Origin of the sequence: Hymenobacter translucens (assembly GCF_020685205.1) — a bacterium.
GTDB lineage: Bacteria > Bacteroidota > Bacteroidia > Cytophagales > Hymenobacteraceae > Hymenobacter > Hymenobacter translucens.
This window is the reverse complement of the sequence record NZ_JAJERB010000001.1, coordinates 370,988-392,552: the sequence shown is the minus strand read 5'-3', so window position 1 is coordinate 392,552 and position 21,565 is coordinate 370,988. Positions and strand designations below refer to the sequence as shown.

Annotated in this window: 20 protein-coding genes; 10 read left to right on the top strand and 10 right to left on the bottom strand. The window is 63.4% G+C overall.

Features of this window, described 5'->3' with window-relative positions:
- Positions 1–20: 20 nt before the first annotated feature.
- From LJY25_RS01655 to LJY25_RS01645, 3 genes are all read right to left on the bottom strand, one after another.
- Positions 21–1,367 (bottom strand): glycosyltransferase 87 family protein, encoded by a 1,347-nt coding sequence (locus LJY25_RS01655; RefSeq protein WP_227606483.1) that lies wholly within the window; start codon positions 1,365–1,367, stop codon positions 21–23.
- Positions 1,368–1,370: 3 nt separating this feature from the next.
- Positions 1,371–2,831: a cellulose synthase family protein gene (locus LJY25_RS01650; protein ID WP_227606482.1), complete on the bottom strand. Its 1,461-nt coding sequence runs from the start codon at positions 2,829–2,831 to the stop codon at positions 1,371–1,373.
- A 66-nt stretch (positions 2,832–2,897) separates the two neighbouring features.
- Positions 2,898–3,635: a glycosyltransferase family 2 protein gene (locus LJY25_RS01645; RefSeq protein WP_227606481.1), complete on the bottom strand. Its 738-nt coding sequence runs from the start codon at positions 3,633–3,635 to the stop codon at positions 2,898–2,900.
- A 100-nt stretch (positions 3,636–3,735) separates the two neighbouring features.
- On the opposite strand from LJY25_RS01645, the gene LJY25_RS01640 reads away from it, so the two are divergent.
- From LJY25_RS01640 to LJY25_RS01625, 4 genes are all read left to right on the top strand, one after another.
- Positions 3,736–4,203, top strand: a complete 468-nt coding sequence (locus LJY25_RS01640; RefSeq protein ID WP_227606480.1) for a peroxiredoxin — start codon at positions 3,736–3,738, stop codon at positions 4,201–4,203.
- Between the two features lie 141 nt (positions 4,204–4,344).
- Positions 4,345–4,893, top strand: coding sequence for a hypothetical protein (locus LJY25_RS01635; protein WP_227606479.1), 549 nt, complete (start codon positions 4,345–4,347; stop codon positions 4,891–4,893).
- Positions 4,894–5,014: 121 nt separating this feature from the next.
- On the top strand, positions 5,015–6,010 hold the full coding sequence (locus LJY25_RS01630; RefSeq protein ID WP_227606478.1) for an alpha/beta fold hydrolase: 996 nt from the start codon (positions 5,015–5,017) through the stop codon (positions 6,008–6,010).
- 276 nt (positions 6,011–6,286) lie between these two features.
- Positions 6,287–7,810, top strand: coding sequence for a tail fiber domain-containing protein (locus LJY25_RS01625; protein WP_227606477.1), 1,524 nt, complete (start codon positions 6,287–6,289; stop codon positions 7,808–7,810).
- Here the strand turns inward: LJY25_RS01625 and LJY25_RS01620 are convergent.
- Genes LJY25_RS01620 through LJY25_RS01610 form a run of 3 tightly spaced genes read right to left on the bottom strand, consistent with a single transcriptional unit; the run spans position 7,807 to position 10,822 of the window.
- Positions 7,807–9,162, bottom strand: coding sequence for a 4Fe-4S binding protein (locus LJY25_RS01620; protein ID WP_227606476.1), 1,356 nt, complete (start codon positions 9,160–9,162; stop codon positions 7,807–7,809). The genes LJY25_RS01625 and LJY25_RS01620 overlap by 4 nt on opposite strands.
- A 39-nt stretch (positions 9,163–9,201) precedes the next feature.
- Positions 9,202–9,429, bottom strand: a complete 228-nt coding sequence (locus LJY25_RS01615) for a hypothetical protein (protein ID WP_227606475.1) — start codon at positions 9,427–9,429, stop codon at positions 9,202–9,204.
- Positions 9,430–9,481: 52 nt separating this feature from the next.
- Entirely contained in the window at positions 9,482–10,822 is a 1,341-nt protein-coding gene (locus LJY25_RS01610) for an NAD(P)/FAD-dependent oxidoreductase (protein WP_227606474.1), read from the bottom strand.
- A 142-nt stretch (positions 10,823–10,964) separates the two neighbouring features.
- Between LJY25_RS01610 and LJY25_RS01605 the strand changes: the two genes are divergently transcribed.
- From LJY25_RS01605 to LJY25_RS01590, 4 genes are all read left to right on the top strand, one after another.
- On the top strand, positions 10,965–11,714 hold the full coding sequence (locus LJY25_RS01605) for a DUF547 domain-containing protein (RefSeq protein ID WP_227606473.1): 750 nt from the start codon (positions 10,965–10,967) through the stop codon (positions 11,712–11,714).
- Between the two features lie 71 nt (positions 11,715–11,785).
- A complete protein-coding gene (locus LJY25_RS01600; protein WP_227606472.1) occupies positions 11,786–12,178 on the top strand; it encodes a hypothetical protein in 393 nt (130 codons plus the stop codon).
- A gap of 48 nt (positions 12,179–12,226) precedes the next feature.
- Positions 12,227–12,871 carry a methyltransferase family protein gene (locus tag LJY25_RS01595; protein ID WP_227606471.1) on the top strand — a complete coding sequence of 215 codons (645 nt, stop codon included), beginning with the start codon at positions 12,227–12,229 and terminating at the stop codon, positions 12,869–12,871.
- Between the two features lie 223 nt (positions 12,872–13,094).
- Positions 13,095–13,811: a carboxypeptidase-like regulatory domain-containing protein gene (locus tag LJY25_RS01590; protein ID WP_227606470.1), complete on the top strand. Its 717-nt coding sequence runs from the start codon at positions 13,095–13,097 to the stop codon at positions 13,809–13,811.
- 71 nt (positions 13,812–13,882) lie between these two features.
- Here the strand turns inward: LJY25_RS01590 and LJY25_RS01585 are convergent, their stop codons facing one another.
- The 3 genes from LJY25_RS01585 to LJY25_RS01575 all read right to left on the bottom strand — a co-directional run bounded on the left by LJY25_RS01585 (position 13,883) and on the right by LJY25_RS01575 (position 16,678).
- Positions 13,883–15,370, bottom strand: a complete 1,488-nt coding sequence (locus LJY25_RS01585; protein WP_227606469.1) for an APC family permease — start codon at positions 15,368–15,370, stop codon at positions 13,883–13,885.
- A gap of 98 nt (positions 15,371–15,468) precedes the next feature.
- The gene (locus LJY25_RS01580) at positions 15,469–16,011 is read right to left on the bottom strand and encodes a hypothetical protein (RefSeq protein WP_227606468.1); all 543 of its coding nucleotides are present in this window, start codon (positions 16,009–16,011) and stop codon (positions 15,469–15,471) included.
- Between the two features lie 91 nt (positions 16,012–16,102).
- Positions 16,103–16,678, bottom strand: coding sequence for a hypothetical protein (locus LJY25_RS01575; RefSeq protein ID WP_227606467.1), 576 nt, complete (start codon positions 16,676–16,678; stop codon positions 16,103–16,105).
- A gap of 157 nt (positions 16,679–16,835) precedes the next feature.
- Between LJY25_RS01575 and LJY25_RS01570 the strand changes: the two genes are divergently transcribed.
- Both LJY25_RS01570 and LJY25_RS01565 read left to right on the top strand, forming a co-directional pair.
- Positions 16,836–17,471 carry a hypothetical protein gene (locus LJY25_RS01570; RefSeq protein WP_227606466.1) on the top strand — a complete coding sequence of 212 codons (636 nt, stop codon included), beginning with the start codon at positions 16,836–16,838 and terminating at the stop codon, positions 17,469–17,471.
- A 70-nt stretch (positions 17,472–17,541) separates the two neighbouring features.
- Positions 17,542–20,271 (top strand): hypothetical protein, encoded by a 2,730-nt coding sequence (locus LJY25_RS01565; protein ID WP_227606465.1) that lies wholly within the window; start codon positions 17,542–17,544, stop codon positions 20,269–20,271.
- Positions 20,272–20,333: 62 nt separating this feature from the next.
- On the opposite strand, the gene corA is transcribed toward LJY25_RS01565, so the two are convergent.
- The gene (corA, locus tag LJY25_RS01560) at positions 20,334–21,530 is read right to left on the bottom strand and encodes a magnesium/cobalt transporter CorA (protein ID WP_227606464.1); all 1,197 of its coding nucleotides are present in this window, start codon (positions 21,528–21,530) and stop codon (positions 20,334–20,336) included.
- Between the last annotated feature and the right edge of the window lie 35 nt (positions 21,531–21,565).

Here is a 21,565-nt window from a genome sequence, read left to right as displayed (position 1 = left end):
TGTTGGCTTTTAGCTGACGGCTATTGGCTTTGGTACTGGTGAACTTCTTCGTCAGGTCTTGTCCGGGTCAGGTCGTAAGCCAGCACGGTCAGCAGGATGAGGTATTCCGCGGCGACGAGCAGCAGGTTTTCGGCGTAGACGCTGCTTTGGTAGGCCGAGTAGGAAAGCACTACCAGTGCGGACCAGATCAGGGCGAAACGGTAGCGGGTGAATACGCTCAGCGCTACCAGGGGCGTGAGGTACCACGGGTGCACCACCGTGGCCAGCAGGTAGTAGCCGGTGAGCAGCAGCAGCAGGGTAGGGGGCAGCCGGTGAAGCTCCGTCGTCCGTTCGCGCCAGCTGATCAGCAGTACCAGCGCCACCACGGCCAGCGCCAGCCCGGTTCCGATAACGGCAATCTGGTTGTAGCCGGTGTACCACTGCCCCCAGGCCCGCAGCAGATAGTACAGGCTGGCGTTGAACTCAAACGAGTGAAAGTAAAGGTTGAGGCTCCGGCCAACATTTGCCAGCATATCAGCGGATATAAACGGCGCAAACAGTACAGCCAGCGTGGCGGCGACGACCAGCCCGTACTGCACTAACCACCGCCAGCCGAGCCGGCGCACCAACAGGGGCAGCAGCAGCAAAGGCAGCAGCTTGGTTCCCACCGCCAAACCCAGTGCCACCGCCGAGCCCATCCGCCTTCCGCGCAGCAGCAGCCAGAAGGTAGCCAGCACCAGGCAGATCAGCAGGGCCTCGAAGTGCAGGTTGCCGGTGAGCTCTACAATCACCAGCGGGTTAAGCAGGTAAATCAGCGCCCGCTGCGCCGGCAGCCGCCACGCGCCCAGCAGCGCCAGCAGCAGCCAGGCCGTAAGGGCTTCGGCCCCCAGCAGCACCAGGCGCATCAGGACCACGGCAGCCTGCTCCTTATCCGGAAACCACCACCCCGCCAGCCCGAACACCGCCTGGCAGACCGGCGGATACACCGAGTAGTAGTGGGGCGAGTTGAGGCGGGCGTAAAGGGGCTCCAGCGCTAAGGAACCGTTTGCTGCGTCTTTCTCAGCCATGAGCTCATCAGGTCGGGAGAGGTAAGGGTTCTGCCCGGCGGCCAGCAGGATGCCGTCCCAGCGGAAGCGGTGGTAGTCGTCGGAAAGGGCGGGCAGCGCCGGCAGCCAGAGCAGGCGCAGCAGCAGGGCCGCTGCCAGCCCGGCCCGCAGGCTTAGGCCCAGGCGCAGCAAACCGGCGTAGGCGACGAAGGCGATTCCGAACAGCGCCAGCACCCAGCCAAAGCTTTGGCGCGGCACTGCGTAGGCCAGCCCCCAGTAGGCCGCCGCGCTCATCCCAAAGGCCAGCAGCCGGGGCAGCAGAAGCGGGCGGAGCTTTGGCACGGGCTAGTTGTTGTGGCGAACCGAATAGTAGAAGACCAGCCCGAAGCCCACGCTCAGCAGCAGATGGAAAGGCAGCAGTCCGTAGTCGCGCAGGTAAAAGCCTGCCCCGATGCCCGCCACAAAATACAGGCACAGCACGCCCTCCGCCACGGTGAGGCCGTCGAGGCCGCCGGTGCGGTAGCGGCGGCGCCAGAACGCGGGCCCGCTCACCAGTCCCTGCTTGGGCGTCCGGATGAAAGCCGAGGGGCGCCGGGCCAGCCCGGCCAGCACGGCCCGGCTGTTGTGCAAGGAAAGCCCCATCGACATGGCCAGGAACAGCAGGAACCGGGGCACAAACCGCCGGGCCGGCGCGGCGGGGTCGGCCTGCTGCCACGACAGGTAAAAGAACATGGTCAGCGGCAGAAAGCTCAGCGGAAACACCGCAGCCGCCTGAAACACTGGCTTCAGGTGGGGCGAGAACTCACGGACCAGCAGCAGGGGCACGCTCAGCACGGCCATCAGCAGCACGGCCACGAACACGGTGCTGTTGAGCAGGTGAAAGCCGGCGTGCAACTTGGTCGAGGTTTTCAGGCCGGAGCGCAGCACGGTTCCCAGGTGCTTGCGGGCCGTTTCGGCTGCCCCTTTGGTCCACCGGAACTGCTGGGACTTCAGCGCATCCATTGCTGCGGGCAGCTCGGCCGGCGCTACCACGTGGGGCAGGTACTGAAAAAGCCAGCCTTTCAGCTGGGCCCGGTAGCTCAGATCAAGGTCTTCGGTCAGCGTGTCGGAGTGCCAGCCGCCGGCATCCTCGATGCAGCTGCGCCGCCATACCCCACCGGTGCCGTTGAAGTTGATGAAGTGCCCCCCGGCGTGGCGGCCCACCTGCTCAACCAGGAAATGGGCATTCAGGCCAAAGCTCTGCAGGCGCGTCAGCAGGGAAAAATTCTCGTTGAGGTGGCCCCAGCGGGTCTGCACTACGCCCACCCCGGGAGCGGCGAAGTAGGGCACGGTGCAAAGCAGAAAGTCGGGAGCGGGTACAAAGTCGGCGTCGAAGATGGCAATAAACTCCCCAGCGGTGCGCTCCAGCCCGTAGGCCAGGGCCCCGGCTTTGTAGCCTTCCCGGGTAGGGCGGCGCACCAGCTCGATGTTGACGCCCCGGTCCCGGTGCCAGGCAATCCGGGCCTCGGACAAAGCCAGGGTTTCGTCGGTGGAGTCGTCGAGCACCTGAATGTGCAGGCGGCCGGCCGGGTAGGTGAGGGCCGCCGCCGCGTCGATGATGCGCTCCACCACGAACAGCTCGTTGAAGATGGGCAGCTGCACCGTGACCCTCGGCCAGGTGGCCGGATCGGGCGGAGCGGGCAGGGCCGGCTGCCGGTAGGCGTGGCGGCTGAGGCGGGTAAGCTGCAGCTGCGTCAGGCTGAAGCCCAGAATGAACACCAGGCACAGCCCGTAGAGCACCAGCAGCACGATTTCAAGTCCGAGCATCAGCAGGCAGCGTAGGAAAAGCCGGCCGCCTGCTCCCGGTAAGAGCCGCCGCGGCCCGCCGGTAGGTTATTTGCCCGCATACTTGAAGATCGTCCAGAGAATCTTATACCCGGCGCCGAGGGTGCCTTTCACCGTGCCCGATACCTTCGACACCCCAATGCGGCGGCGGTAGCGCACCGGCACCTCTACGCTGCGCAGCTTGAGCCGGGCGGCCTTGAGCTGCATCTCCACCGTCCACCCGTAGGTCTGGTCTTGCATGCCAATCTGTTGCAGGGCTTCGGTGCGGATAGCCCGGAACGGACCCAGGTCGGTGAACCGGGCGCCGTAGAGCATGCGCAGCAGCGACGTGGCCAGCCAGTTGCCGAACACCTGCTGGGGCAGCATCGAGCCGGCTTCGCGTTGCCCCAGGGCCCGGGACCCGATGACCATATCCGCCTCGCCCCGCAGGATGGGCGCTACCAGGTCGGGCATTTCTTCGGGGTAGTCGGAGTAGTCACCGTCGAGAAATACGATGATATGGGCCTGCTCGGATTGGGGGCGGGCAAAGCAGTGCGCTATGCCCCGCAGGCAGGCGTGGCCGTAGCCGGGCCGGAGCTCACGCAGCACCGTCGCCCCGCCCCGCCGGGCCACTTCCCCGGTGTGGTCCGAGGAGTTGTTGTCGACGACGATTACCTCCCGGACCAGACTGAACGGAATTTCGGCCAGTACGCGCCCAATGGACTGTTCCTCATTGTAGGCGGGGATGATAACATCGATAAGCGGGCGGGCGGGCAAAGGAGCAGGGGGCACGGCAGGGAAAAACACGAAACAGGAAACAAAGATGCTGGTTTTTAGCCGGGCCCGCCGATTTGCCGTTTTTACGTACTACACTGCGGCCCCGGGCCTTCACAAAACTTTTCCTCCTATGCTCAAAGCAGGCGACATAGCTCCCGTATTCACCCTCAAGACGACCACCGGCGCCACCTTCAATCTGGCCGAGCAGCGCGGCAAGCGCAGCATCGTGCTGTATTTCTACCCGAAAGACAACACCAGCGGCTGCACGGCCGAGGCCTGCTCGTTTCGCGACGAGTATGAAGACTTTCAGGACCTGGGCGCCGAAGTAGTGGGCGTGAGCCCCGACAGCGAGGAGTCGCACCAGAAGTTCAGCCAAAAGCATCGCCTGCCGTTTCCGCTGTTGGCCGACGTAGGCGGCAAGGTGGCCAAGCTTTACGAGGTACCCCGGGCCCTGCTGGGCTTTATTCCCGGGCGCGTCACCTTCGTTATCGACCAGCAAGGGGTGATTCAATACGTATTCAACTCCCTGAGCAAAGCCACCGACCACGTCGCCAATACCAAAAAGGTGCTCACCGAGCTGGCCGCTAAGAAAGGGTAGCCTTGGCTTGCATCGAACTCCTGACGCAGATGGCCGCTGACGAAGCTCTTCCCCGGCCTGCGGGAAGCTAGGCGGAAGAATTCGGCGCTGCCTATCTTCGCGGCCTTACTTTGTCGTTTGATGGGAGCTTTACTGACTGATATGCTGCAGCGCACCCAGCGCAGCCGCCGGATTGTGGCCGTGCAGGCCGGGGAAACGATGTTTCTGGGGTACGTACTCAGCCACAACCCCGAACTGCTGCTGCTGCGGACCGTGACCCGCCAGGGGCTGCTGACGGCGGTGCGCACCATCAGCATGGGCAGCGTGACCCAGGTTCACTTCGACGACCGGTACGTGCGGCTCATCGAGTTCAAGGAGCACAACCCCGAAACCGTATATGCTCGTCCGGCCGCTCCCGAAGGCCTGGATCAGGCGTACCTGAGTGTGCCGGCCCTGCTGCAGCGGGCCCAGGAAACGCGCCAGCTGGTGGAGCTGGAAACCCTGGCCGATACCACCTTCTACTGCTATATCGCCCGGCTGACCGAGGACGAACTGCTGCTGGAAGTACACACGCAGTTTGGGGAGCCCGATGGGCACACGGTGCTGGGCCTGGACGAAGTGCGCAACGTGGTGTGGAGCAGCGAGGATACCCGCACGGTCGAGATGCTGCTGAAACAACCGGGAGCATTGGGTGAGCGCGCCGGGCAGTAATCAGCACCGGTAAATGGCTTCGGCAACGAGGAGTAGCGCGGCAAAATCAGTCAGCGCGCTAACGAAATGCTGCCCCGGAATTTCGGATTTGCGTAAGCAGACCCTAATCTACCTGCTGACTATGCTACTCCGTACCCTGCTGCCTTTCCTGCTGCTGTGCCAGCTGCCGTACGCCAGCCCGGCCCAGGCACCGGCTGCCCTCAACGCTACCCTCGACGGCTACGAGTACCCGTTCCTGGTAAAGTACCTGCCGCTCCGGCTCGAAGGGCAGGCGTTGCGCATGGCCTACATGGACGTACCCGCTACAACCAAAGCCAACGGCCGGACCATGGTGCTGCTCCACGGCAAAAACTTTTTCGGTGCCTACTGGCGCGAAACGATAAAGGCGCTGACGGCCGCCGGGTTCCGGGTGGTGGTGCCCGACCAGATCGGGTTTGGCAAGTCCGACAAGCCCGACATTCACTATTCGTTTCACCAGCTGGCCCGCAACACCCGGCAGCTCCTGGACACACTGGGCGTCAAAAAGGCCATTGTGGTGGGCCATAGCATGGGTGGGATGCTGGCTACCCGCTTTGCGCTGCTGTACCCCGAGGCTACCGAAAAGCTGGTGCTCGAAAATCCAATTGGCCTGGAGGACTACCGGGTGGGCGTCCCGAACCAGACGGTGGACCAGGCCGAGGCCGGGGAGCGGAAAAGCACCGAGGAAAGCATCCGGAAGTACCACGCCACCTACTACCCCAAAGCCTATCCGAAGGCCCACGACGAGTGGCTGCTGCCCCTGGCGGCCCAGACCCGCCACCCCGATTTTTCTAAGGTTGCCCGTGCCAATGCCCTCACGTTCGACATGATCTACCAGCAGCCGGTCAGTTACGAGTACCACCTTATTTCAGTGCCCACGCTGCTCATAATCGGCCAGGAAGACCGCACCATCGTGGGCAAAGGACTGATTAAAGACCCCAAGGTGCTGGCCAGGATGGGACAGTACCCGGCCCTGGGTAAGCACACCGCCGCCCGGATCAAAAACGGCAAGCTGGTCGAGCTGTCCGGCGTAGGGCACATTCCCCACCTGGAAGCCGCCCCGAAGTTTCTGGCCGCGCTGCTGGCATTCGTGAAATAGCACCGGGGAGCCCAGGCTTTGCGCTGTTGTGGCCGGAGCAGCTGGTCAGATGCTGCCGGCAGGCGCGCGTACCCAGGCGCCCGACCAGCCGGTCGGGCGCCTTTTTGTTGCGGCCTGAACGTGTAGAGCCGACCTTACTGCCCAAATCAGCCCGTTGACAGGTTGTTGATGGTCGTTGACACTCATTGTGCAAACCAGGGCAGCTAGGTTGCTTAGGTTTGACCAGAAACCTATATTGTCTTACGGATGATAGAATTCGCCGCAAGCACTTATTCTATGAAACACGCCTACCTCTGCCTCGCAATTTCGCTGCTGGCCGGCACAGCCTCCCTGGCCCAGACCGGGGGCGTGCGCATTGGCTCAGCCGGCTCTCCGGACCCTAAAGCCGCCCTCGACATTGACGCTGCGGGCAAAGGCCTGCTGATTCCGCGCATGGACTCGGCCAGTCGCGTCAGCATCGACACTCCGCCCGATGGGCTGATGGTGTTTCAGACCAACGGCCGCAAAGGCTTCTGGTACGCCATGAGCGGCAGCTGGCTGTTTATCCCGGACAAAGCACGTTCCGGCGACAACCTGGGCAACCACACCGCCACGCAGAACTTCGACCTCAACAACAAACGCCTGAACGCGGTGGCCACCGCTGCGCTGGGCGACTCCGTAGCGCAGGTGGAAGTCCGCTCATTAGTGCCCAGTAAAAGCGCGGCCATCATCACCCGCAGCCTCTACGGCCGCAACTACACCCGCACCATGCTCTCGGGCTACGGTGCGGGTCCGGCCAACGAGGACATCGACTATGCCGTGTGGGGCAATGCCTACCGTTCCGACGGCTGGGCAGGCATCTTTACGGCCGGTCGGCCCGGTGCGCCCCTGCGCTGGGTCGGTTTGGCCGGCCACCCTGGCTACGTCAATGCCAAAGCAGCCATCCGTATCGTCGATGGTACGCAGGGCGCCGGCAAGGTGCTGACTTCTGACGCGGTGGGCCACGGCAAGTGGATGCCGATAACGACGGCCGGCGGCAACTTTAACCTGGGGCCTTACAAGCTGGTGGGCAATGGCGGCAGCCAGGGCCTTTCCATCAGCACGGGGGGTGATGTGGTACTGGGCGGTATGGCAACTCCGTCGATGATGCTGCACTCCAATGGTAACAATAGCGTGAATGGAGCCACGCTGCGCTTCCGGGAAAACGACCTCAGCTACGGCTGGAACCTGCGCCACAACACCGGCGGCAACGAAGGTGGTACCTCCGCCGACCGCCTGATTCTGGATCGGCTGAATGGTGGGGGAGCAGTGGCTGTAATGACATGGGACCAGGCGTCGGGCAACGTGGGCGTGGGCACTACTTCGCCGGGGTACAAGCTCGACGTCAACGGCATCATCCGCGGCAGTAACGTTTCGGCGTCGGATTCCCGGTTTAAAAAAGAGGTGCGCCCGCTCAGCGGCGCCCTGGCCTCCGTGCGGGCGCTACGGGGCGTACGCTACCAGTGGAACGAGCTGGGCGTACAGCACGGCGGCACGGCCGGGGCCGGGCAGGTGGGCGTGCTGGCCCAGGAAATCGAGAAAATCTACCCCGAGCTGGTCAGCACCGATGCCCACGGCTACAAGGCCGTCAACTATGCTCAGCTCACGCCCGTGCTGCTCGAAACCATCAAGGAGCTCGATGCCCAGCTCGCCGCCCAGACCCGGCGCGCCGACGAGGCCCGGGCCGCCCAGCAGGCCGACCATGCCGACCTGCAAATGCTGAAAGCCCAGCTGGCAAAGCTGCAGGAAGCCGTAGCCCCCGCCGCCGCAGCCCGGCGCTAGCTTAAGATGCGGAGCGAGTCGGCGTGGATGAGGGGCGAGGCCTGGTAGCGGCCTTCGCGCGGGCCGTTTTCAAGGTTGAGCACTCCCCGGGGACAGGCGTTGGAGCACATGCCGCACCCCACGCAGGAAGCCCGGATGATCGGCTCCCCGCGCTGGGCGTACTGCTTTACGTCGATACCCATCTCGCACACGTTCGAGCAGTTGCCGCAGCTGATGCATTGGCCGCCATTGGTGGTGATGCGGAACCGGGAGAAGTGCTTCTGCAGCAAACCCAGATACGCCGCCATCGGGCAGCCGAACCGGCACCACACCCGGTTGCCCAGAATAGGGTAGAAGCCTACACCGACTACCCCCGAAAACACGGCCCCGATCAGAAAGCCGTAGGTTTTGTACAAGCCACCCGCAACTGAGCCCAGCAGGGCGTTCTGCAGGAGCCGGTCGGCCCACATGAGCAAGGTGACGAGGATAATAAAGCCCAGGATCGGATAGATCAGGGCCACTTCCAAGCGCCAGGCCCGCCGGCTTTTGTCGGATAGCTGCCGGTAGGCGTCGCCGGCGGTTTCGGCCAGGCCCCCGCACCCGCAAACCCAGGAGCAGTACCACCGCTTGCCGTAGAAGTACGTCAGCACCGGCGTAGCCAGAAACGCCATCAGGGCGCCCCAGAACACCATGAATACGCCCAGGGCCTGCCCGTCCTTGATGAGGTAATCAACCGTGCCAGGGAACAGGTAGTCGTACTTAAGGGGCCAGAAGTACGTGAAGTAAAACTCGGGCTTTTGAAAGAACAGCAGGATGCCGGGCAGAATAAAGGCAAACCCCAGCTGAAAGAACATTACGGAGCCGGTCCGGACCAGCTGATACCGCGAGTTACGGTATTTCCACAACGCCCGCCCACCCATTACCAGCACGGCCAGCGTGTAGAAGGTACCGTACAGAAACCACTGGTCGGCGGGCCGGGCCCGCAAGGCCAGGCTGAACGGGTCGAGGGTACGAACCAGGTTCTCCAGGTAGTGCGGATACCAGTACAACACCACGTAAAAGCCGGTGAGCACAATGCCCACTACCCAGGCCACGGCGCCGCGGCTGGTGCTGCTGCGCAGCCAGAGGTTGTTTTGCTGAACGCCTTCCTCGCCCCGCCCGAACTTGTACCACGACCAGCCCAGCGTACCGCCGCAGACCAGGGCCAGCCCAGCGTAGAAGCTCAGCCGGGCCTGCTCGACATCAGCCGTGAAGGCCGCCACCAGCAGGGCCAGCAGGCCGAGTCCCACGGCCGTCAGGAGCGTGCGTTCGGTGCCGTTGGTTGCCGGCAGAGGTGAGTGGCCGAGGGCCAGGGAAGAATCAGCAGAAGACATGGGGCAGAGTCAGAAGGGAGAGGAGCGGGCCGGTTCGGCTTAGTGATGGTGATGATGGTCGCTGCCGGGCTTGCCAAACAGGTTCAGCAAGGAACCCACGATGTAGAGGGCCACCCAGCACACGTACAGCCAGCGGAAGCCGGGCAACGGCGGGCGGTCCAGCAGTTCCAGAATCAGGTGAGCGGCCCCGCTCATGATCAGGCCGGTGAGGGCAATAAACTGAAACGAGTTGAGGGCACCGGGCCGGTATAGCTTGGAGAAGTCCACGGGAAGTAGGGTTGAGGGTAGGCGAAAATGAGAGCCCGCCTAAAGGTGATGGCTATAAATTAAGTATTTTGGAAATCAGGCATTTGCCCTGTCTGAGCTGAACGGCTTGTTGAGGAAAGGCGCGGTTGAAGTGGGCAACTATTTCCGGCTCATGCTGCCGGTAAAACTCGGGGTCGAAATTGGCGGCGCCAAGGTGAGCCACCACAGTCTGCACCGGCGCCTGTTCGCGGAGCCAGGCTTCGCACACGTCGTGGCGCAGGCGCAAGCCCAAAGCGTTGAATCCCGTTACGGCAAAGCTTCGTGCCGGGTCGAAGTTGATGCGCAACGCCCGCTGCCCATTGGCGGGTTCCCAGTAAAACGACTCGCTTCCGGCCGCTGGCCTGGCCGGCACCTGCCCGTAGGTCTGGTACTCGAGGTTGAAGAACTTGGCGGAGTTAAACCAGATGCCGCGGCGGTACGGAGTGGGCTGCCCGGCCAGGGTGTGCCCTACGGTTTCGCCCTGCATCCGGCCGGTGTACCAGAGCTGCTCGATGGGCACTTCGCCGGCCCCGGCCTGCCGGTGCTGGGCGCAGTCGCCGGCGGCGTACACCCCGGGCACACTGGTTTCCAGTTGTTCGTTGACCAGGATGCCCCGGTCGGTTTCCACGGCCGTGTGCTGCACCAGGCTCAGGTTGGGCGCTACGCCCGTGGCAATGCCCAGCCACTGGGCGGGCAGCTCCTCGTCGGCCGTGGTACGCACGGCCCGTACCCGCCCGTCGGCGTCGGCCAGTACCTCGGCCAGTTCGGTCTGGTAGCGCACCGTGATGCCGTTGGCCGTAAGCTGCTGATCCACCAGGCGGGCTTCCTCGGGTGGCAGCACGCTGCCCCAGTACCGGGCCTCGCGCACCAGCATCGTCACATGAATGCCCCGGGTGTGCAGCATCTCGGCCAGCTCCACGCCAATTAACCCCCCGCCTACTACCACTGCCTGCGTGATGCCGCGGGTATCCTGCTCCATCCGGGCCAGATCGGGCAGACCGTAGAGCCCCTGCACCCCGCGCAGGTTCTGTCCGGGCCAGCCGTAGCGCTTCGTTACCGAGCCGGTGGCCAGCAGCAGCTTATCGTAGGCAAGCGTAACGCCGGTGCTAAGGTGCACCTGCTGCCGGCCGGTGTCCAGACCCGTGGCCGTGGCCTGAATCAGCTCCAGGCGGTTTTCGCTCCAGAACCAGTCTTCGTAAGGCTTGATGTCCTGGGCCCGCATGTGACCCATGTACACGTACATAAGCGCCGTGCGGGAGTAGTGGTGGGCGCTTTCGTCGGATACGAGGGTGATGCGCGCCCCGGGCTGCCGGCGGCGCACCGTAAGGGCGGCCGTGACGCCGGTGATGCCGTTGCCGATGATGACCAGGTGCATGAGGAAAGGGAAAGCGAAAGAAATCAGGACAACAACAGCGGAAAATCAAATGTAGCCCGAACCAGCACAATCCGCCGGGCCGGCTGCTACGTTTATGGCCTCAGCTTTGCTCGCCTGCCGGCGCCACCCAAACCTACTCCCAATGCCTGCTTTCGGATTTTCCCGCTTTCTGTTTTCCCTGCTCGCCGTACTGCTTTTCCGCGGGGCGGCCGCGTCCGCCGGTCCGGTACCGGATGCCTTTACCTCAGCCACCACGTCGTTTCTGCAAAAGTACGTGTCCGCCAACGGGGACGTCAACTACGCGGCCATCAAAAAGAATCCGGCCGCCCTGCAGGCGCTTCTGAAGCAGGTGCAGCAGTTCGATGCCAAAAGCGCCTCCTCCGGGGCCCGCAAGGCCTTTTACCTAAATGCCTACAACCTCGTGGTTATCGGCGCCGTGGTCGACAGCTACCCGCTAAGCTCGGTGATGAAGGTGCCGGGCTTTTTCGACAAGCAGGAGTTTCTGGTAGCGGGCGAGAAGCTCACGCTCAATAATCTGGAGACAAGCAAGCTGCGCAAGCCCTACGACGACCCGCGCATTCACTTTGCCCTGGTGTGCGCCGCCCGCAGCTGCCCCCCGCTCCGGCGCGAGGCGTATGCCACCGCCACCGTTGAGCAGCAGCTCGCGGCCCAGGCCCGGCAGGCAGTCCAGGATCCCCGCTTTATTCGCGTGGACGCCAAAGGCGGCAAGGTGCTGGTGTCGGAAATCTTTAAGTGGTATGCCGATGACTTCCAGGCGACCGGCAAGCCCCTGCTGGCGTACCTCAACCAGTTCCGGGGCCGCCAGTTGCTGCCCCTCGACTCCCGCGTCGACTACTATTCGTACGACTGGACGCTCAACGACCGGCGCTAGGGCGAGAAACCCAACTATGCCGGTTGTGGGCCGTAAGAGCAGAAACGTCTCACCATCATCACCCGACCACCATGGCTACTGATAACGAAACTGAAAATACCACCGGCAATAACCTGATTCCGAAAAACGAGCAGTTCGAAAAGGAAAAGGAGTACAAGAAGTCCCAGAGCAACGGCAAGCAGAGCGACGACCCCTCGGCCCACCGCAACATCGGCGCCAACGGCTATACCCAGCGCAAGGACCAGAAAGACCAGCTCGAGAACCTGCACATCGGCGGCGACGAAACCACGCCCCAGGGCGGCAACCAGCACTACAGCGCCGGGGAGCAGGCCCAGGGGCCGGGCTTCGAAACCGAAGGCAGCTACGAGCTCGACTATAAAGTTCGCTCGCGGGAGCAGGAGTTTGGCGAAAAGGAGCAGAGCGGCCCGGCCGCCCCGCCCCAGGACGACAGCCTGTCGAAGTAAGTAGAATTAAGAAAAAAGCTCCGTGCCGGCAGGTGCGGGGCTTTTTTTGTGCCCGCCGAATCCGTCTGCCCCGGCAGCCACGTTTGTCTTTTCACTATGGTGCTGCTGATTGTCTGCTGGATTCTGTACTACACCCTGCACAGCGTGCTGGCTACCCAAACCGTCAAGGACGCGGTGATTGGCTTCTGGCCCGCCGCCGGCCGGTTTTACCGCCTGGCCTACAATCAGCTTTCGGTCTGGCTGTTTCTGCTGATTTTCCGGTACCAGCTTGGGCTTCCGGAGCACGAGCTGCTGGTGCCCGGCCCGGTACTGACGGCGGTGGGCTCCGGGCTGATGGTAGTCGGGCTGGGGCTGGCCGTTGCGGCGCTGCGGGGCTACGATCTGGCCGAGTTTGCGGGCTGGGCCTACGTGCGCCGGGGCCCCGCTGCCGCCCTGACTCCGCTGTCGGTTTCGGGAATGAACCGCTGGGTGCGCCACCCGCTGTACCTGGGGCTGCTGGTGGGCCTGCTGGGCTTTCTGCTGACCGGACCTACCTCTACGCGGCTGGCATTCGTGGGCTGCACGCTGCTGTACCTGCTGATCGGTACAAGGCTGGAAGAGCGCAAGCTGCTGCGGCGCTTTGGCCTGGCCTACGCCCGCTACCAGCGCCGGGTGCCCATGCTGCTGCCCGCGTGGCCCCGGGCCGCGGAGTAAGCTTTGGCAGGGGAGTCATGATAGAAGCTGATGTAGTAACGCAGATGGAGTGGGGGCATACCAACCCGGCAGAAAAAAAGGCAGGTTATTAGGATATCATTAAAAAATTATATCTTTAGCAACCCTTGGTATCTTTAATTGGCTGGCAAGCCGCTTTGCCGTCAGTTCAACGCCTAAGGTATTGCATCAACCAACCCACTCTCTAACGAAAAAACTCTACGCCATGAGCTCGATCCAGTCGCCGCCCGAAACCGATAACAACGACCACCAACTGCAGGACGAAGAAGAAGCCCTTTCTTCCGGTAATACCCGGCTGGGCATTATTGTCGGGGCCGTTCTGCTGCTCGGAGGTATCGGCTACGCCCTGATTCCGGCCAAAACGACCAACTCGGTGATGGAGCGGGTGATGCCCTCTATGGTGCTGGGCGACGCGACTGTCACCGGCACCCGGATAGAGGAGGAGAAGGCCCCGGCTACCACCGAGGAAGATGAGGTAGCCGACAAGCAGGCTAATGATAAAGCAAAGACGCTGAAGGTGGCTGCGCTGCCGGCCTCCGCTGCGCGTCCGGCCGCTGCTGCCAGCTCGGCTCCGGCCGCTTCCGCTCCCCGACCGGTTGAGGAAGTGGCTGCTGCGCCGGCTCCCGAACCCGTTGCCGCCGCTCCGGAGCCCGCCGCACCCGCTACCGTAACGCTCACGGGCCGCATCCTCGACGACGAAGGCCGGCCACTGACGGGGGCTACCGTGCTGCTGAAAGGCAGCCGCAAAGGAACCAGCACCGATGCCAACGGCAACTACTCCCTGGAAGTACCCGCCGGTGAAAACACGCTCAGCTACGGCTACGGCGGCTACTACGACAAGGAAGTTCGGGTGCGCGGCGCCTCGCCGAGCGTGGTAAATCTGCAGCCCCGGGACGACTACAAGCCCCGCCGCCGCCGCTAGTTCGGTTCGCTACATTCAATAAAAAAGGGCTGCAAGTTGCTTGCAGCCCTTTTTCGTGCGTTAGCGGAAGCTTATTTGCTGCTCTCGACGCCGCGGCCAAACTGTTTGCTGAACAAAAAGAATACCGGCACCCCGAGTAGCATCAGGCCCAGGCCGCGCCAGGAGAACTCGGCGGTGTCGGGTGCGATGAGCAGGATGATGCAGAAGATCGAGGCCAGCACCACGTACAGACCGGGCACTACGGGGTAGCCCCAGGCCCGGTATGGGCGGGGAGCCTCCGGCCGGGTGCGGCGCAGCACGAAGATGCCGATGATGGTGACCACGTAGAACAGGATAACCGAGAACATCACGTAGTCGAGCAGCTGCCCGTACTTTCCGCTCAGGCAGAGCAGGCAGGCCCACAAACACTGAGCCCACAGGGCGCGGCCCGGTACGCCGGCGCCATTGAGCCGACCCAGGCTGGGAAAGAAAAGACCATCCTTGGCCATGGCGTAGTAAGCCCGGGCCCCGGAGAGAATAATGCCGTTGTTGGCCCCGAAGGTGCTGAGCATGATAAGCACGGCCAGCACGTAGGCCCCTGCCGGCCCGAGTACTGACTCGGCCACCGCGGTGGCAACCCGGTCATCGGTGGCGTACATAATGCCGCGGCCCGCCACCGTGGCGGCATCGGGGGAGCCGTTCAGGGGCAGGACCAGCAGGTACACCACGTTGATCAGAATGTAAAGGACTGTGACAATGGCCGTACCGATGGCCATACTGCGCACCAGCGTCCGCTCGGGGTTCTGAATTTCCTCACCGGCGAAGCCAATGTTGTTCCAGGAGTCAGACGAAAACAGGGAGCCTGACATGGCCATGCCAATGGCGATGAGCAGGGTCGTGCCGCTGATGGGCACGGCGGGAGCCGTTACCCCGGGAGCGGCGTGGCGCGTGGCGGTCCAGAGGTCGGCAAAGTTGGCCTGAATGGCTTCGTGGTTGAGCCCCAGGGCCACACCGAAGAGAATGAGCAGCGCCAGGGCAATAAGCTTGGTGCTGCCCAGCACGTTCTGAATCAGCTTGCCCGTCTTCACGCCCCGGGCGTTGATGGCGGTAATGCCGACGATAAGGGCAATGGCCAGCAGCTGCACGCTGCTGAACTCAAAGCCGGCCACCGTCAGCAGCACGTGCTTCACGCTAAACCAGGGGATGAGCACGCCGGTAAACTTGGCAAAGGCCACCGCGACGGCGGCAATTACGCCGGTCTGGATAACGAGGAACAGCGTCCAGCCATAGAGAAAGGCGGTGAGGCGCCCGAAGGCTTCGCGCAGGTACACGTACTGCCCGCCAACCTTGGGAAACATGGAGGCCAGCTCGCCGTAGCTGATGGCCCCGGCCATGGTGATAACGCCCGTCAGCAGCCACACTACCAGCAGCCAGCCGGCGGAGCCGACCTGCCGGGCAATGTTGGCTGACACGATGAAGATGCCCGACCCGATCATGCTGCCGGTAACCAGCATGATGGCGTCGAAAAGGGTGATTGCGCGTTTAAAATGACCTTGATGCTCCTGCGTTTCCTGGGACATGCGAACGGAAAAAGGGTGAAATAGCGGCGGGAAGATAGAAAAGAAAAGCCCGCTTGTGGAAGCAGGCTTGGCAGGCGGCGGTAATGGGAAGGGTAAGCTTAGAATTCGCTCCGGTCATACCAGCTGCGCATTCGCCACGGGTCCATGCGCGTACGGCGCACCAACGCCACGCGGGCCGTGCCGGCTCCCGAAAAGCTCTGGTCGTCGCGCTGCTCGATGGTCAGGTTAAAGGCCCGCTCCACGTACACCAGCGTATCGGAATACAGCGTGTCGGAGGTCGGCAGATACTGCGTCCACTGAAGGTTGGTGCTGCGGGCCGCCCGAAACAGCTTGTGGGTGGTGAGCATGTCCACGTCGCGGTTCCAGGTTTTGTCGGTGTTGCTGACGAAGTCGCGGTACGTGAACTGAAACCGGGGCGCCAGCAGCTGCCCGTAGAGGGCGGAGTCACGCAGCTGATAGGAAGCCCGGAACCGCTCGAAAAAGCCTTTCACCGTGGCCGGGTTGCCCAAAAGCTGATTCGGGTCGGTGGGCATGTCGTCGAGGCCGGGCGCAAACGGGTTGCAGGCCGTGTGCAGCGCAAGCAGCCCGGCCGCCGAAAGGCCGAAGCAGGTAAGGCGCAGAGCAGACGAGGACAGCGGCACGGGAAAGAAAAAGGGTTGCGGGTAAAGCTAGCAGGTAAATGCCTGTTTTGCCAGCACCTACCGGAAATTCAAAGCCTGGGAAGGGGCGGGCCTAGTGGGTGATGAAGTATTTCTTGAGGTCGGTCCAGCTCAGGCGGTCCGTGGTGGTGCGCTGGTCGCGCCAGCCGGCAATCTTCCATTCGTTGTTGCGCCGCCGGACGAGCAGGCAGATGCTGCCCTCGAGCAGCGGGGCCCGAAACGCCGTGTCGCTCTGCACCACCCGAAGCTGGTAAAGGGCCGATACCTCGGCCGAGTCGGCAGTGAAAAACTGGTCGCGGCGGTTGGAAAAGGTCAGCTGGTTGCCCGGGGTAGGAGCACTGCGCCGGCGCAGGCTGTTGAAGTAGTCGCGCTCCTCGCTGACGCTCCAGTTGGCAAACAGCGCGGCCGTGGTACCGGCGGCCGTGGGGTCGGGCACAAAGCGGTAGGAGGGGCCGCTAAAGCACCGCTCGTAGTTCGACGGGTTCAGGCGCTGCACCGAAGTTGTGAAGTTGGTCAGCAAAATGTCGATCTGGGTCGGCGGCAGCCAGTCACTGGCCGCATCGGGCAGCTCGGGCTCCCGGAGCTGGAAGCAGCCGCTCAGCCCGGCGGGCAGCAGCAGGGCCGGAAGCAGGTAGCGGGGGCGAAGCATCGGTTGAATGAGAGAAGAAAGACACCGTTTGACATTCCCAAGATACAGATAATGCCCTAATTACTGCAACGCAATCCGGGCGGACAGCCAGCGGGGATGCCAAAAGACCCTGCGAATCGTTATATTGCGGGTCCGCTCCGATTCCCATTTGACCTTTATGCAACGAAATCTACTGCTCATCTTCTTGCTTCTGCTGCCCGGGCTGGTTCTGGCCCAGAAAATGAAGCGGCCCAAACTGTCGGCCCGTAAGCTTAGCTGCACCATCCGGCCCATCACCAACCAGTACCGCGCCAACGAGCCGGTCATTTTGCGCATCAAAATTCAGAACATGGCCGACTCGGCCATTACCCTGGTCAACGCCCCCGAAGGAGCCGACCTGAGCCAGCGCTACCCGCACGCCACGTTCTACGTGAGTAAGGTGGCCGGCTCCAGCGAGGAAATCCGCAAGGCCCCGCCCAAGACCGGCAGCATCACCCGCATCGGCCCGGGCGACTTTATTCGCCTGGCTCCGGGCGAGTCGTTCGATCCGCTGGCCAAAGCCGCCAGCTTCCCCGCCAGCCTGCCGCTGACGTTCCCGGTACTGCCCGCCGGGGTGTACGACATCAGCTTTCAGTACTCCACCCTAGCCGACGACCTGCCCGACTGGCTCTCCAACGTGGACTGGTACGACGACCTGGCCGGCACCATTATGGTCAGCCGCCGCAAGGAGTACGATGCCATAGTGCCGCTGCTGAGCCGGGTGCCCCGGGTGGTGCTGAGCAGCAACACGGTGCGGGTGACGGTGGTGCCCTAAGTGGTGCCCTGATCCGGGCTGCCGCGCCGAATTCCTACCTTTGCCGCCCTTGTCCTCTGGCCGTTCCTTAATGTCGCAGAAGCTTCTGGTGTTCTTGGTAGGCCTGCTGCTGGTTTCGGCCCTCGGCTCCTACATCTACTACCGCCGCACGGTGGCCCACACCCCGGTGGATCCCTGGGCGCTGGTGCCGGCCGACGCCGTGTTCGTGGCTGCTACGCACGACCATCCTACGCTGGTCCGCCACCTCAAGGAAACCCAGCTCTGGGACAACCTGACGGCCGTGCGCTATTTCCAGGAAATGGCCGACAACGTGGCCATGGTCGACAGCCTGACCGGAGGCAAGGGCGTGGTTTTGCGCTTCCTGGGCACCAAAACGGTGCTGACGTCGGTGCACGTATCAGGGCCGGCCACCTTCGATCTGCTGTTTCAGGTCCCCATCGGCAGCGTGCGGCAGTACCGGCAGCTGCGCATGGTGCTGGAGGCCCTGCGGCGCGATTCCCACTACCAGGTCAGCACCCGGGAGTTTCACGATGAGCTGCTGACCGACATCCGCCTTGCGGGTACCGACAAGGGCATCACCCTGCTCAACTACCGCAACCACCTGCTGATGAGCGCCAACGCCAGCCTGGTGGAGGCCGTGGTGCTGCGCCTCGAGCAACCGGGCCTGCCTTCGGTCGCGGCTGATTTTCAGGATGTCGACTTTCTGAAGCTCAAGGACGTTGATGCTACCTTGCTGGTCAATTACCGCCGCCTGCCGTCGTTTCTGGGCTTGTTTTTCCGGCCTGAGGTGCGGCCGGGGCTGGAAACCGCCGCGGGCCTGGCCCGCAACGGCCTGCTGGAAATGAAGCTGGCCGGCAACAAGGTCGTGCTGAATGGCTTTGCCAATCCCGAAACCGGCCGCGACGCCCTGCACCAGCGCCTGCGCGGGCAGCCCGCCCAGCGCCTGCGGATGGCGGAGGTGCTAACGCTGCGCACGGCGCTGCTGCTGCACCTGGGGCTCGACAAAGTGGCCGTGCTGCGCCCGCGCCGTACGGCCGCCCGTGACAGTGTGCCGGTCACGGCCGCGCCGCTGGTCGACAGCCTGGCAGCCGGGCTGTCAAGTGAAGCGGCGCTGTGCTACCTGGCAACTCCCTCGGCCCGGCAGGTTCCGGTCCGGCTGGCAATTGCGTACTGTGCCAATCCTGCCCGGCTGAGCCGGGTGCTGGGCCAGCTGCGGCGGGCGGTGGGCGCCAGTCCGGCCTACGAGCAGGTGGGTGGCTACCAGATCTACCAGACCGGGGTGCCCGACCTGCCCCGGCAGGTGCTGGGCGACTTATTCCGGGACTTTGGCTCGCCGGCCGTGGTGCAGGTGGGCAACTACGTAGCTTTTGGTCCGGACGCGGCTTCCCTGCGCCAGTGGCTTACCGACGTGGCCGCCGGGCAGGTGTGGGCCCGCTCCCCGGCTCAGGTGGCGTTGCTCCAGGAAAACCAGCCCCTGGCCCGCCTGAGTTTGCTGATCGATACCCGCAACCTGTGGAACGTGCTGCTCCGCGCCCTGGTGGAAGAGCGGCGGGCGGGGCTGCTGCGCAACGAGACGCTGTTTAACCGGTTTCCGCAGTTTGCCCTGCAGATGGTACCCGCCGCCCACGAAGGCGAAGCCACCGCCCAGTACTTCACTCAGGTGCTGCTGCGCCATCCCACCGTAGGCCCCGCCGTGGCCCGGCCGCAAACGCAGGTGGGTACGGGAGCCCTGCTGTCCTTTAAAAACGTACTGGCTTCCTCACCGACCCTGGTTGGCGTAGCGGGCGTGAAGGTACCCGGCGTGCTGGTTCAGGACGGGGCTCATGTGCTGCACTACGTGACGCCCGACAACGTGGTAGCCTGGTCTGACTCACTGGAAGAGGCAGTCGTGGGCACTCCCCAGCGGCTGCCGGGCGGGGTCGGCTATCTACTGGCTACGCCAAGCCGCCTGCACCTGCTCGACGCCCGGGGCAAGTCGGCGCCCAACTTCCCGCTGAACCTGCCCGATACCGTCCGGGCCACGTCCCTGACAGTTTCGCCGGTGGATGGGCGCTCGGCTCCGCGCCTGCTGGTGGGCGGCGGGGGCAGCACCCTGTTTCTCTACGATACCAATGGCAACGCCTTTCCCGGCTGGCAGCCCAAACAGCTGGATTTCGGCCTGGCGGCGCCCCCGCAGTACCTGGTGGTGGATGGCCGCGACGTCATGGTGGTGCTGCTGGAAAACGGCTACGTGTACGCCTACGACCAGCAGGGCAGCGTCTACCCCGGCTTCCCCATCAGCATGGGCGCCCGGCTTCAGACCGGGGCGTGGGTGGAAACCGGGCCCACGCTGCGCCGCACCCGGCTCACGGTGGTAACCCAGCAGGGCATGCGCACAACGTTCACGCTCAGCGGCGACATCGTGACGCGGCAGCGGGTGGCCACCTGGAGCCGGGAGGCCGTGTTTCAGCTCCTGCCCGATCAGGCGGGAAAAGGCTACGTGGTTTTGCGGCAGGAAGGCGGAAAAGCGACGCTGTTCGAGCCCGGCGGCCGGCAGATCCTCGCCCACCGCTTTGTGACCTCGGCCCTGAAGCCGGCCCAGTACTTTGATTTTGGAGCCGGGCGCCGGGTATTTGTGCTTACCGAGCCCGGTCCGCGCAAAGCCTACGTCTACGACGCCCAGGGGCGCCTGCTGGGCGGGCAGCCGTTCGACAGCAGCGGCAGCGAAATCGGCCTCGACTACGACGCCCTCACCAACACCTACCAGCTTTACCGCACCGTGGGCAACGAGCTGCGCCGGGCAGCGCTGAAGCTGAATTAGGTATTGGGTATGCTTCCTTGAAAGCCTATTCCTCCGAACACCAACAACCAAGATCCCAAATTCTACCGATTCGTCAGCCAGCCTTTGCGGTAGAAATAGATCAGCTGGCCGGAGACGATCAGCAAAAGCAAAACCAGCAGGGCGGGGTAGCCCCAGGGCTGGTACAGCTCGGGCATGTTCAAGGGGTTGACGCGCCCGTCAGGGGTTTCGCGCTGGAAGTTCATGCCGTAAAGCCCCACCACAAAGCTGAGCGGGATAAAGATGCTGCTGATAATGGTCAGCACCTTCATCACCTCGTTCATGCGGTTGCTCTGGTCCGACAAATACAGATCCACCAGGCTGGCCACCGATTCACGGTAGCTTTCGGCCAGGTCCAGGGCCTGAATGGCGTGGTCGTAGCAGTCGCGGTAGAACACCTTGATGTCGTCGGGCAGGATTTCTTCCGGAAGCCGCAGCAGTTCCGAAATCTTGTCGCGCTCGGGGTACACCAGGCGCCGAAACCGTACAATGTCCTTTTTGACGTGCAGGATGCGGTTGAGCAGGCGCCGGTCGCTTCGGCCCGAGAAGATGCGCTCCTCCAGCTTCTCGATATAGTCGCCGATGGCGGCCATCGTGGGGTAGTAGTGGTCGAGGATAACGTCAGTGAGGGCGTAGGCCAGGTAAAGCGGGGAGCGGCGGCGCAGGGTGCTGAAACCGGAGTGGATCCGCAGCCGCACCGTGTCGAGGCAGTCCTCGTAGTCGTCCTGAAACGAGAGCACGTAGTTGTCGCCCGTAAACAGGGAAAGCTGATCGTCCTCGATTTCCAGGGACGAAGTGAAGTCCGTCATGCGCGACACCAGGAACAGGCGGTTGTCGTCGAAGACTTCGACTTTCGCCCGCTGGTAGTCGCCCAATACGTCTTCCATCTGCAGCGGATGAAGGTGGAAGTCCTCAATCAGCCGCTGCATCATGGGCAGGTCGTTGTAGCCGCGGATGTCAATCCAGTGCTTGAGCTCGGGGTGGGCCCGGAACGAAGCCATCAGTTCGTCGTAGCTGGCAAACTCCCGGTCCTCGACGCGGTGCTCGTTGTAGGAAATCAGAAACAGCCGGGGCTTGAGGGCATTGGGGTGCACCACCAGCGTGCCGGGCCGCTGCCCTACTTCCTGCTCGTGGGCCTGGCGGGTAGCGGCATGGTCGGAAACGGCCGGCGGTGGCTGCAATCCATCATCATCAGATTCTTTCTCGAGGTCGTCGCGGTCAACAGGCGGGGTTGCGTCCATATAAGCAGCAGCAGAAGGTCGGGCGGGTCGGCTGG

Excerpts from the sequence above, each read along its gene's own strand:
- LJY25_RS01650 (WP_227606482.1), bottom strand. The coding sequence starts at position 2,831 with ATGCTCGGACTTGAAATCGTGCTGCTGGTGCTCTACGGGCTGTGCCTG.
- LJY25_RS01640 (WP_227606480.1), top strand. The coding sequence starts at position 3,736 with ATGCTCAAAGCAGGCGACATAGCTCCCGTATTCACCCTCAAGACGACC.
- LJY25_RS01635 (WP_227606479.1), top strand. The coding sequence starts at position 4,345 with ATGCTGCAGCGCACCCAGCGCAGCCGCCGGATTGTGGCCGTGCAGGCC.
- LJY25_RS01630 (WP_227606478.1), top strand. The coding sequence starts at position 5,015 with ATGCTACTCCGTACCCTGCTGCCTTTCCTGCTGCTGTGCCAGCTGCCG.
- LJY25_RS01625 (WP_227606477.1), top strand. The coding sequence starts at position 6,287 with ATGAAACACGCCTACCTCTGCCTCGCAATTTCGCTGCTGGCCGGCACA.
- LJY25_RS01620 (WP_227606476.1), bottom strand. The coding sequence starts at position 9,162 with ATGTCTTCTGCTGATTCTTCCCTGGCCCTCGGCCACTCACCTCTGCCG.
- LJY25_RS01610 (WP_227606474.1), bottom strand. The coding sequence starts at position 10,822 with ATGCACCTGGTCATCATCGGCAACGGCATCACCGGCGTCACGGCCGCC.
- LJY25_RS01605 (WP_227606473.1), top strand. The coding sequence starts at position 10,965 with ATGCCTGCTTTCGGATTTTCCCGCTTTCTGTTTTCCCTGCTCGCCGTA.
- LJY25_RS01600 (WP_227606472.1), top strand. The coding sequence starts at position 11,786 with ATGGCTACTGATAACGAAACTGAAAATACCACCGGCAATAACCTGATT.
- LJY25_RS01590 (WP_227606470.1), top strand. The coding sequence starts at position 13,095 with ATGAGCTCGATCCAGTCGCCGCCCGAAACCGATAACAACGACCACCAA.
- LJY25_RS01585 (WP_227606469.1), bottom strand. The coding sequence starts at position 15,370 with ATGTCCCAGGAAACGCAGGAGCATCAAGGTCATTTTAAACGCGCAATC.
- LJY25_RS01575 (WP_227606467.1), bottom strand. The coding sequence starts at position 16,678 with ATGCTTCGCCCCCGCTACCTGCTTCCGGCCCTGCTGCTGCCCGCCGGG.
- LJY25_RS01570 (WP_227606466.1), top strand. The coding sequence starts at position 16,836 with ATGCAACGAAATCTACTGCTCATCTTCTTGCTTCTGCTGCCCGGGCTG.
- LJY25_RS01565 (WP_227606465.1), top strand. The coding sequence starts at position 17,542 with ATGTCGCAGAAGCTTCTGGTGTTCTTGGTAGGCCTGCTGCTGGTTTCG.
- corA (WP_227606464.1), bottom strand. The coding sequence starts at position 21,530 with ATGGACGCAACCCCGCCTGTTGACCGCGACGACCTCGAGAAAGAATCT.